This is a genomic window from Calidithermus terrae (assembly GCF_003574345.1).
Classification (GTDB): domain Bacteria; phylum Deinococcota; class Deinococci; order Deinococcales; family Thermaceae; genus Calidithermus; species Calidithermus chliarophilus.
Genome location: NZ_QXDL01000162.1, coordinates 1 through 9601, shown reverse-complemented (window position 1 = coordinate 9601; position 9601 = coordinate 1). Strand labels below are relative to the sequence as shown.

General features: G+C 70.2%; 13 protein-coding genes. 4 read left to right on the top strand and 9 right to left on the bottom strand.

The window, feature by feature from the left end:
* A partial coding sequence (locus Mterra_RS15710; protein ID WP_147372844.1) for a DUF5639 domain-containing protein occupies window positions 1–450 on the top strand: 450 nt, incomplete at its 5' end.
* Window positions 451–543: 93 nt separating this feature from the next.
* On the opposite strand, the gene Mterra_RS15705 is transcribed toward Mterra_RS15710, so the two are convergent.
* Together Mterra_RS15705 and Mterra_RS21980 are read right to left on the bottom strand one after the other, a co-directional pair.
* Window positions 544–1746 carry a PEGA domain-containing protein gene (locus tag Mterra_RS15705; RefSeq protein WP_119316030.1) on the bottom strand — a complete coding sequence of 401 codons (1203 nt, stop codon included), beginning with the start codon at window positions 1744–1746 and terminating at the stop codon, window positions 544–546.
* A gap of 90 nt (window positions 1747–1836) precedes the next feature.
* Entirely contained in the window at window positions 1837–2022 is a 186-nt protein-coding gene (locus Mterra_RS21980; protein WP_147372842.1) for a hypothetical protein, read from the bottom strand.
* Window positions 2023–2085: 63 nt separating this feature from the next.
* Between Mterra_RS21980 and Mterra_RS15700 the strand changes: the two genes are divergently transcribed.
* Window positions 2086–2973: an alpha/beta fold hydrolase gene (locus tag Mterra_RS15700; RefSeq protein WP_119316029.1), complete on the top strand. Its 888-nt coding sequence runs from the start codon at window positions 2086–2088 to the stop codon at window positions 2971–2973.
* A gap of 152 nt (window positions 2974–3125) precedes the next feature.
* Here the strand turns inward: Mterra_RS15700 and perR are convergent, their stop codons facing one another.
* The 3 genes from perR to Mterra_RS15685 form a co-directional block, all read right to left on the bottom strand.
* Entirely contained in the window at window positions 3126–3524 is a 399-nt protein-coding gene (gene perR, locus Mterra_RS15695) for a manganese-dependent transcriptional regulator PerR (RefSeq protein ID WP_119316028.1), read from the bottom strand.
* A gap of 249 nt (window positions 3525–3773) precedes the next feature.
* A complete protein-coding gene (hemC, locus tag Mterra_RS15690) occupies window positions 3774–4667 on the bottom strand; it encodes a hydroxymethylbilane synthase (protein ID WP_119316027.1) in 894 nt (297 codons plus the stop codon).
* Between the two features lie 52 nt (window positions 4668–4719).
* Window positions 4720–4974: a hypothetical protein gene (locus Mterra_RS15685; RefSeq protein WP_119316026.1), complete on the bottom strand. Its 255-nt coding sequence runs from the start codon at window positions 4972–4974 to the stop codon at window positions 4720–4722.
* A 132-nt stretch (window positions 4975–5106) separates the two neighbouring features.
* On the opposite strand from Mterra_RS15685, the gene Mterra_RS15680 reads away from it, so the two are divergent.
* The gene (locus tag Mterra_RS15680; protein WP_119316025.1) at window positions 5107–5403 is read left to right on the top strand and encodes a hypothetical protein; all 297 of its coding nucleotides are present in this window, start codon (window positions 5107–5109) and stop codon (window positions 5401–5403) included.
* Between the two features lie 152 nt (window positions 5404–5555).
* Here the strand turns inward: Mterra_RS15680 and Mterra_RS15675 are convergent, their stop codons facing one another.
* The gene (locus Mterra_RS15675; RefSeq protein WP_119316024.1) at window positions 5556–5984 is read right to left on the bottom strand and encodes a hypothetical protein; all 429 of its coding nucleotides are present in this window, start codon (window positions 5982–5984) and stop codon (window positions 5556–5558) included.
* Between the two features lie 89 nt (window positions 5985–6073).
* Here Mterra_RS15675 and Mterra_RS15670 point away from each other — a divergent pair, with 89 nt between their 5' ends.
* On the top strand, window positions 6074–6250 hold the full coding sequence (locus Mterra_RS15670; protein ID WP_218022948.1) for a hypothetical protein: 177 nt from the start codon (window positions 6074–6076) through the stop codon (window positions 6248–6250).
* Here the strand turns inward: Mterra_RS15670 and Mterra_RS15665 are convergent.
* The 3 genes from Mterra_RS15665 to Mterra_RS15655 form a co-directional block, all read right to left on the bottom strand.
* Window positions 6247–8067: a menaquinone biosynthesis decarboxylase gene (locus Mterra_RS15665; protein WP_119316023.1), complete on the bottom strand. Its 1821-nt coding sequence runs from the start codon at window positions 8065–8067 to the stop codon at window positions 6247–6249. The two genes, Mterra_RS15670 and Mterra_RS15665, sit on opposite strands and share 4 nt — an antisense overlap.
* Window positions 8068–8118: 51 nt before the next feature.
* Window positions 8119–8448 (bottom strand): YraN family protein, encoded by a 330-nt coding sequence (locus tag Mterra_RS15660; protein ID WP_119316022.1) that lies wholly within the window; start codon window positions 8446–8448, stop codon window positions 8119–8121.
* Window positions 8449–8462: 14 nt separating this feature from the next.
* Window positions 8463–9601 (bottom strand): PASTA domain-containing protein (locus Mterra_RS15655; protein WP_119316021.1); only part of this gene is annotated, 1139 nt, incomplete at its 5' end.

The window sequence follows — 9601 nt, the reverse complement described above, 5'->3', positions numbered from 1 at the left end:
GAGCTCCGCACCCCCAAGGGGCGGGTGCTGCGGGCCGGGGGGCGGGTGGTGAAGAACGTGCAGGGCTACGACCTGGTGCGCCCCTTCGTGGGGAGCTTCGGCGCGCTGGGGACGCTGCTCCAAGCTACGCTGCGGCTGCGCCCGGGCCGGGAGCGCGCGTTCGTGCGGAGGGCGGGCCGGCTGGGGCCGCTGGCGCTCGAGCCCCGCTTCGTGTGGCAGGAGGGCGAGACCCTCTACGCCTTCACCTTCGGGCACCCCAAGGAGGTGGCCGCCTTCGCGGCGTCCTTCGGCGGGGAGGCCGTGACGGGGCCGCTGGACTACCGCCCGCTGTTCCCCGGCGGCATGGGGGTGGGCGAAGGGCCCGTCCGCGACCTGCGCATGAACTGGGCCGACGGGGGTAAGCCCCCGCCGGTCCCCAAGGCCTTCGAGGGCCTGGCCGAAGCGCTGTGAGCCACCGGGGATTTCCCGGTGGCTCACCCTAAGCCATCGTGTCAAGCAGCTATCGGCTATGGGCCATTAGCGGCTTCCGCAGGAAGCCTATCGCTACAGGCGGCTGAGGTTGGCGCGGATGGTCTGGTTGCCGCCGACGCGCACGTTGGTCACGAAGACCTGGTAGCCGGGGGCCAGCGCCACGATCTGGCGTTCGCCCGGGTTGAGCCGCAGGCGCAGGTAGCCGTTCTTGGTCCGGCCGGCCTCCTTGCCGTCAACGTAGACGATGGTGTCAACGTTGGAGTAGAACTCGACGATGCCGGCCACCGGGCTGAGGTTGCGCTCGACGCGCATGGTCTCGCCGGGGTCAACCTTGACCGTCATGCCCGAGCGCTCGTAGCCGCCGAGGACGAACTCCAGGCGGTAGGTGCCGGGGGCCACGCTCACGCGCAGCGGGGTGGTGCCGATGTTACGGCCGTCCATCAGGACCTGCGCACCCTGGGGGTTGGTGTCGATGACCAGCGTGGCGTTGCGCCGCGCCACCGGGGTGAGGTCGCGGGTGATGGTGGCGTTCTCGCCGGGGTCGAGCCGCACGTCCATGCCCGAGCGCTCGTAGCCATTGAGCACGAACTCCAGGCGGTAGCGGCCGGGCTCGAGGGTGATCCGCAGGGGGGTGCGCCCCACCGAGCGCCCGTCGATGAAGACCTCGGCGCCCTGGGGGTTGGAGTTGATGTTGAGGGTGCCGTTGCGCGGCTGGGGCTGAGGCTGGGGCTGGCTGCGCCCGACGGTGAAGAAGGCCACGTCGCTGGTCCACTCCTGGTCGGGGACCGGGTTGACCACGATAGCCATGGTGCGGCCGAGCTGGTCGCCCTGCACGCGGGGCTGGTAGTCGTTGGCGACGTCGAGCACCCGGCCGATGTCGAGCTTGCGCTTGGAGGCCACGGCCAGCACCCGGTTCTGCCCGTTGGGGCCGCTGACGTTGTAGGTGTAGCGGGCGCCCTGGGGCGGGAAGCGCCGCGACTCGTTAGCGCGGAGGAAATTGTCGTCGTCGAAGCGGTTGGGCAGGATGGGGTTGATGTCGCCGGCGGCGTCGATGCTCAGCAGGTACACGTAGGCGTCCTGGTTGACCTGCACGCCGATGGAGATCTGCTCGCCGTTCTCGTAGACCGGGTTGCTGCTCTTGCTGGGGTCCTTGTCCACCCACACCCGCACCTGAAGGTCGGTGGGAACGGGGTTGACGATGATGCGCTGCGGGCTTATCTGGGGCTCGGCGTAAGCCAACGTCCCCAGCAACAGGAGAGCTATCGCTCGCTTCATGGTTCCACCTCCGAGCCTCAGGGTAGGAAACGCCGCTTCAGCTTCGTGAAAAAGCCTTCAGGTGGGGTTGAGCTATTCGTTGGCTAACGCTCAGTCGGTCATCAGGAAGTTCTCAATTTGCTCGCGGAGGGCCTTCTCGCGTCCTTGGGAAAGGTCCAGGCCCTCCAGGGCTAAGCAATTGGGCTCTAGGTCTTCCGGCGTTCGGCACAGGCTCTGTGCGCCTCGAGGCTTCAGCACTCCCCCGGCCTCGCCCGTGCCCCCGGCAGTGGCGCGCACAGCCTGAAGGCCGCACGGCATCCCTCCCGTGCGGCCGAGCGCTTTTGGGTAAACTCAGGGCCGATGAAGCCCCAATTCCGGGTGCCCCCCGCGCTCGAGCCCTACCGCCGCGAGGTGCGGGCGGGCGGGCTGAAGCTCCACGTCTACGACGCCTCGGCGCACGACCCCTCGGCGCACGACCCCTCCCCCGTGCTCCTGCTGCACGGCCTCGGCGACGAGGCCGACTCCTGGCAGCGCCTGATCCCCCTGCTCGCCCCCCACCGCCGGGTGATCGCCCCGGACCTGCCGGGCTTCGGCCGCAGCGACCACCCCCGCCGGGCCTACACCCTGGCCTTCTTCGCCCGGGCCGTGCGGGGGCTGCTCGACGCGCTCCTTCCCCAAGGCGCCAAGGTCACGCTCGCCGGCAACTCCCTCGGCGCCGCCATCGCCCTGCGCTTCGCCCTCGATCACCCGGGGCGGGCCGAGCGGCTGTTCCTGCTCGACGGCCCGGCGATGCAGGGCCGGCTCAACCCCCGCCTGATGCTGTTCCTGCTGCCCGTGCTGGGGGAGCGCACCTACAACGGCTTCCGCCGCGACCAGGACCTCGCCTACGCCAGCCTGCGGCCCTACTACCACGACCTCGAGGCCCTCCCGCCCGAGCTGCGCGGCTTCCTGCGCGAGCGCGTATGGGACCGGGTCTGGAGCGACGACCAGCGCCGGGCCTACTTCTCCACCTTCCGCTGGCTGGTCTGGAAGTCGTTGTGGGGCCTGTTCAAGCCCGGCGAGCTCGCCGGGCTCCGCCTCCCCACGACCATCGTCTGGGGCCGGCAGGACCACGTCGCCCCCGCCGGCTCGGGCCAGGCCCTCGCCCAGGCCATCCCCGCCAGCCGCCTGGTGCTGCTGGACAATTGCGGCCACCTGCCCCAGCAGGAAAAACCCGAGGAGCTCGCCCGGCTGCTGCTCGAGCCCTAAGTTCCTCCAGGGTGACTTTGTCGAAAGTCACCCTGACCGGCCCTCGCAGACATGCCGCCGCGTGCGGCGGCATGCTCGGGAGCGAGAGGGAGAACGAGGGCTCCGGCGTGAGTCTGTCACCCTGCCCTCCGACAGACTCACGCCGGAGCTACTTAAGACTTCAGCTCCGCGCGGCAGCGCTCGCACACGCCCTCGTACTCGACCTGGACCCCGGAGAGCTCGAGGTAGGGGTACTGCGCCCGGGCCTGGGCCAGCAGGTCGGGGAGGTTTATGTGCAGGTCGTGGTACTCGCCGCAGCGGGTGCAGAGCATGTGCAGGTGCCCGTCGAGGTTGGCCTCGTAGCGGGTCGCGTCGCCGCTACGGGTGAGGGGGAGCAGGTAGCCCTCCTCCACGAGGGCCTCGAGGGTGCGGTACACCGTGCCCAGGCTGATGCTCGGCACCAGCTTGCGGACTTCGTGATAGACCCACGCCGCGTCGGGGTGGTGTCCCTTCGCCGTCCGCACCACCTCGAGCACTGCCTTGCGCTGCCGGGTCAAACGCTTGATCGCCATTGCCTAAAAAGTATAGCGGTCCACCGGGACAAATGTCAGTAATCCCGACCCGTTTGCTAGGGATTTGAGAGGGCAGGAAACGGTCAGCCGCCCGCGAAAGGCCCGTGGCTCGCGGTAAAAGGAACTCTCCCTGCCTGCGGGGAGGGTTTATCCCCCCCGGCCCCCCTTGCTAAGGGGGGAACAAGGCGTCTGGCGTTTTGCATCTTGCGTTCGGCGTACGACGTACGACGTACGACCCGCGCCCCCCGCCTAGCTGCTCACCTCGACCTGTGCCAGCAGTTCCTTGCCCCCCTGATCCAGCAGGTCCAGGGCCAGCTCGTTGCCCAAGTCCTCGGCCTCGGAGGCGTCGCCCTCGATCTCGGCGCGGATGAGCTCGCGGCCGTCGGGGGAGACGACCACGCCCTCCAGGCGCAGGGTGCCGTCGTCCTCGACGGTAGCCAGCGCCCCGGCCGGGGCCCCGATGCCCATGCCCAGCGCCTTAATGAAGGCCCGCTCGGCGTAGACGCGGTCGGCGGAGGGGCGGTGGTTGAGGCTGTAGGCGAGCTCTTCCGCCCAGTCGTCGCCGCGGCGCACCTCGAGCCCCAGCGCCCCCTGCCCGGCGGGCGGCAGGATGACCTCGGGGCTGACCAAATGGTCGATGCGGTTGTGCAGGTCCATGCGCAGCAGCTCGGAGGCGCCCATCAGGATGGCGTCGTAGTCGCCGCTGCCTAAAGCCGCTAGCCGGTCGTCGAGGTCGCCGCTGAGGGCCTTGACCTGCAGGTCGGAGCGGAAGGCCAGCAACTGGGCCTTGCGGCAGAGGGTGCTCGCGCCCACCACCGCGCCCTTGGGAAGGTCCTCCAGGCGCTTGGCGCTGCGGCCTAAGAAGGCCTCCCGCGGCTCCATGCGCCGGGTGACCGCCACCAGGTGGAGGTCTTCGGGCGTTTCCGTGGGGAGGTACTTCATCGAGTGCAGGGCGATGTCGATCTGGCGGTTGTGCAGCGCCTGGCGCAACTCAGCCGCCGTGGCGTCCTGACCGACCTTGGCCTGCACGGTCCTCACCTTGAACTCCGCCTCGGGCCAGTTTTCCTTCAGCAGCTCCACCACGTGGCGGGTCTGGGCCTGCGCGAGGAGGCTACCCCGCGTGCCGATGACGATAACGCGCATACAGGGCTCTATATTAGCGGATCGCGCATTAAAGAGGAAAAGTTGTGAACCTTCACCCGGAAAAACGGCTCCGGTAGGGCTCGGGCAGGGCCTGGGCCTCGAGCTCGAAGTCCCCCTCCGCCGGCCGGGCCAGCCCCTGCTTCGCCAGGGTGTGCAGGGTCTGGGTCACGTACTGCTGCACCCGCCGCAGGGGCAGGGCCTGGGCCTGGAGCTCGGGCCGGTGCAGCGCCAGGAAGGCCCGGTGGAAGGCGGGCAGCTCGCCGAGGGGGATGGCGGCCTCGAGCTCCGACCACCGCAGCTTGCTCATGCCCCTAGGGTAGCAGGGGCCGGGCGAGGGGAAGAATTGGGAAATCCTATGAACGGCCTAAAGGCCCTTTGAAGCCAAGTGGCCCCTGGCGTTTACCCTGCCCTCCTACACTACCGGGCAAAGGAGCGACTTTTGATCCGCCTGGTGATTGCCCTATCCGAACAGTACGTGCTGGAATACCTCCCGCCCGGCTCGCGCAACGCGCGGCTGGACGAGAAGAAACTGGTCCAGTACGTGCGGGAGCAGATGGAAGAACGCCTCAGCCAGCACTTCCTCACCCCCGTCCAGGTACGCGTGATCCCCGCGGATGCCACCTTGGTCCGGCCCACCGGCGAGACCCACCCCAAGATCCGCGAGGTCACCGAGCACCTGCTCAAGGGGGTGCTCGAGACCGCCGAGCTCGATCAGTTCGTGCTGAAACCGGTTTGAAAAGCCGTCAGCCATCAGCAGGAGGCCCTTGGTCCGTCGAGGGCCGAGGGCCAGGGCGTCTTACGTCTTACGTCTTGCGTCTTGCGTTTGGCGTTCGGCGTTTGGCGTTCGGCGTAGGACGTACGACGTACGACCCGCGCCCCGCCGCCGGCCTACCTCGCCCTCCCCACCACAAACACCAGCTCATCCCCCCTGCGCACGATGAACAGCAGCGCCGCCCGGCCGCTCTCGTCGCTGAAGTTGTAGCGGGTGCGGGTCTCGCCGCCGGCCTGCTGGGTCTGGGGCCAGCCGTCCTGGAGGTAGCCGGCGGCGGCGAAGCTGGTCATGATCTGGGCCACGAAGGCGTCGTGGAGGCGGGCGGCGATGCCCTTGGCGGCGTAGACCTCGAGGTTGAAGCGGGCCGCGTCGGGGATGCGGGCCACGATGGCCTCACTCCCCTTCCCGGCCTTGAAGGAGCCGTTGGGGAAGCGCACCCCCGACACCAGCGAGCTCTGGACGGCGGCCACGGCGGTGACCTCCACGAGGGTCTGGGCCAGGGCGGGGCTGAGCAGCAACAGCAGAACCAGGGGCCATGCTCTCATGCCACCAGCGTACCCAGCGGCGCGGGGGCTCGAGGTTCAGATGCCCGCGAAGCCGTAGAATCAGGACAAAGACTCTCGAGGAGGAAGGCGTGAAACAGAACCTGCTGGGCTCGTTCGTGTTCTTCGGTGCGGTCCTCGGCCTGATCTTCGGGTCCGTCTTCGGGGTGCTCGTCGGCCACCTGGGGCTCGGCGCGGGGGTCGGGCTCGTCCTGGGGGCGGTGCTGGGGGTCGCCTTCACCTACCCGCGCCGCGAGTCGCGGTCCTAGCCCACCGACTCTGGCGCACGCCCGGGCAGCGGCGGCAGCCCCAGCTTTTCCCAGCGCTCGTCCACGCGGCGCACCACCTCGGGGCTCATGACGATCTTGGGCGGCCAGCGCCGCTCGAAGCCTTCCTCGGCCAGCTTGCGGGTGCCGTCGAGCACCAGCACCGGGCCCTCGGCCCCCGGCAGCACCCAGGCGTCGCGCTCGGGGTCGATGTTGTTGAGGATGGCCCACAGCAGCTCGTCGGGGTCTAGCGCGGTGTCGTCGTCGGTGAGCAGCAGCAGGCGGATGCCCGCGCTCTGTGGGGTCGCCAGCAGTTGCTCGGCCAGGGCGCGGGCCTGGCCCGCTGCGGTCTTGGCGAAGGTGGCGGCCCAGACGCCGGGCCACTGCTTCTGCCGCACGCCGGGCAGGGGGGGCAGGCTGGGGTGGGCCCTGGGGGTGAAGGGCACCTCTCCCCCCTCCTCCGGCAGCTTGCGGGTGCCGTCGAGGATGAGCTTGCCGCCGTAGCCCATGGAGCGGCTCGAGTGGTCGAGCACGTCGATGGGCCCGCGCGAGACGAGCGTGTCGCGGCCGGGGACGGCGTGCTTTAGGGCTTCCATGAGCGCCTCGAAGCCGGGCTTGAGCTCCGCGCCCGCGTCGAGCACGACCATCACCTTGGCGAACATCATCTGGCCCAGGCCGAACATGCCGTTGGCGACCTTGTAGGCCTGGCCGGGGTAGGCCTTCTTGATCGCCACGTTGACCCAGTTGTGGGCCACGCCCGCGGGGGGCATGTGGTAGTCGGCGACCTCGGGCAGGATGAGCTGGGCGGCCGGCAGGAACAGCCGCTCGGAGGCCTCGATCAGGTAGGCGTCCTCCATAGGGGGCCGTCCCACGATGGTCGCGGGGTAGACCGCGCCCTTGCGGTGGGTGACGGCGGTGACGTGGAAGCGGGGGTAGAGGTCTTCGAGGGTGTAGAAGCCGGTGTGGTCGCCGAAGGGCCCCTCCACCACCGGCTCCTCGGCGGGGTCAACGTAGCCCTCCAGGACGAACTCGGCCTCGGCGGGCACGGGGAGGTCCACGGTGACGCCTTTAGCCAGCTCGACGCCCGCCCCGCGCAGGAAGCCGGCCAGGTTAAACTCGTTGACCCCGGGGATAGGGGGCACCGGCGCGGTGGCGGCGTAGGTGAGGATGGGGTCGCCGCCCAGGGCCACGGCGACCTCGAGGCGCTTGCCCAGCTTCTTGGCCTTGTCGTAGTGACGCCGGCCCACCTTGTGCAACTGCCAGTGCATGGCGGTGCTCCTGCGGTCGAGCACCTGCATGCGGTACATGCCCAGGTTGAGCTCGCCCGTCTCGGGGTCCTTGGTGATCACCAGCGGCAGCGTGATGAAGGGGCCGCCGTCGAGGGGCCAGCACCTGAGCACCGGCAGGCGCGAGAGGTCTACCTGCTCGCCCCTGAGCACCACCTCCTGCACGGGGGCGCTCGAGACCCGCCTGGGGAAGAAGCCCTTGAGCTCGCCCAGCTTGGGCAGCAGGCTGAACACCGCCTTGAGCCCGCCCTTGCCGGGGTTGAGGTCCATCAGCTTGGCGACCCGCTCGCCCAGGGCGTCGAGGCTGGGCACGCCCATGGCCCGCGCGGTGCGCTCGGCGCTGCCGTAGCCGCCGATGAACACCGGGAAGTCGCGGCCCTCCACCCTCTCGAAGAGCAGGGCCGGGCCGCCGGTCTTGACCATGCGGTCGGCGATCTCGGTGATCTCGAGCTCGCAGGAAACCTCCTCGCGCACGCGCACCAGCTCGCCGCGGCGCTCGAGGTCGTCGATGAAGGCCTTCAGGTTCCGGTACATCCGCCCCAGATTATCCCCCCGCGGCCGGGACGAATGTAGGGGGGCGGGTCTTCAGGGCTCGATGGGCAGGTGCTCGAGGCGAAACCGCCGGGGCGTGCCGTACACCAGCACCGCCTCGAAGCGCACCGGCAGGTCGTCGCGGCCCAGCAGGTAGAGCGCCGAGCGCCACAGGCGCTCGTACTTCTGCGGGGTGAGGGCCTCGAGGGGCGTCCCGAAGCGGCCGTCGCGCCGCTGCTTGACCTCCACCGCCACGTAGACCTCGCCCTGCCGCATCCACAGGTCGATCTCGCCGTAAGGCGTCCGGCGGTTCTGGCCCAGCAGGGCGTAGCCCTTCGCCAGCAGGTGCTTGCGGGCGACGGCTTCGGCCCAGGCTCCCTTCATGGCTGTGCGGGCGGCTAGGGCGAGTCGGTGAACTCCTGGTAGAGCTGGTCGTTGACGAACCAGCGCACCGTGGCCCGCCCCTGCACCGGCACGCCGCCGGGGGGCTCGAACTTCCAGCCGGGCGCGGTGGGGCCCTCGAAGATCACCACCGGTTCGGGCCGGGCCTCGTCCTGGACGGTGATGCGCACGTTGGAGCCCTCGAGCTCGGGGGGCAGGGTGAGGCTGAGCTGGAGGCTGCGGGCGGCGGGCTGCGGCGGGCTACCGTCCCCGCCGGGCTCCAGCGGCTCGGGGGCGGGCTCGGGCAGCGGCTCGGGCACGTCCTGGGCGAAGGGCGGGCCGTCGGGCACGGTGGCCTCGAGCTGCTTGCTGACGTACACGGTCACGGCAGTGCCCTTGAGCAGCGGCGTCCCGGCCGCGGGCTCCTGGCGCACCACCTCCCCCTGCGGCGCCCCGCTGACCACCGAGCGGAAGTTGCCCTTGAGCTCGGCCACGTCGAGCAGGTACTTGGCGTCCTCCTGGCTCAGGCCCACCAGGTCGGGGAGCACCGTCTCGGGGCGGCGCGGGCCGGGCCCGGCGGAGACCAGCAGCTCGACCGGCTTCCCCGCCGAAAAGCTGGTCCCGGCGGGCGGGCGGCTGGCGAGCACGGTGCCCTCGAGGGTCGGGGAGTCGATCCGCACCACCCCGCCCAGGGTGTAGCCCGCCTCCAGCAGGGCCTTGCGCGCGTCCTCGACGGAGCGGCCGGAGAGGGTGGGCACGGTGCCGCGCTTGTGCTTGTTGACGGTGAGGGTGAGCTTGCGCCCCGGCTTGACCTGGCTGCCGGGCTCGGGGGTCTGCTCGAGCACGGTGTCCTCGGGGCGGGTGAGGTCGCTGCCCTCGCCGAACTCGAGCTTGAGGCCCCAGGTGCGCACGGTCTCGAGCACCTCCGTCGCGGTCTTGCCGCTGAAGTCGGGGAGGGTGTACTCGGGGGGGTTGAGGTAGCGCTGCACCGCGACCGCCAGGCTGCCCAGGCCCAGCAGCATGAACACCAGCCCCGGCAGCCAGCCCCACAGGCCCGGTTTGGGCAGCGGGGGTCGCACCTTGGGCTGAGGCTTGGTCTTGGGGGCGGGCGCCGGGGCCGGCTTGACGGGCTGGGTCTTGGGCGAAGGGATGGGCC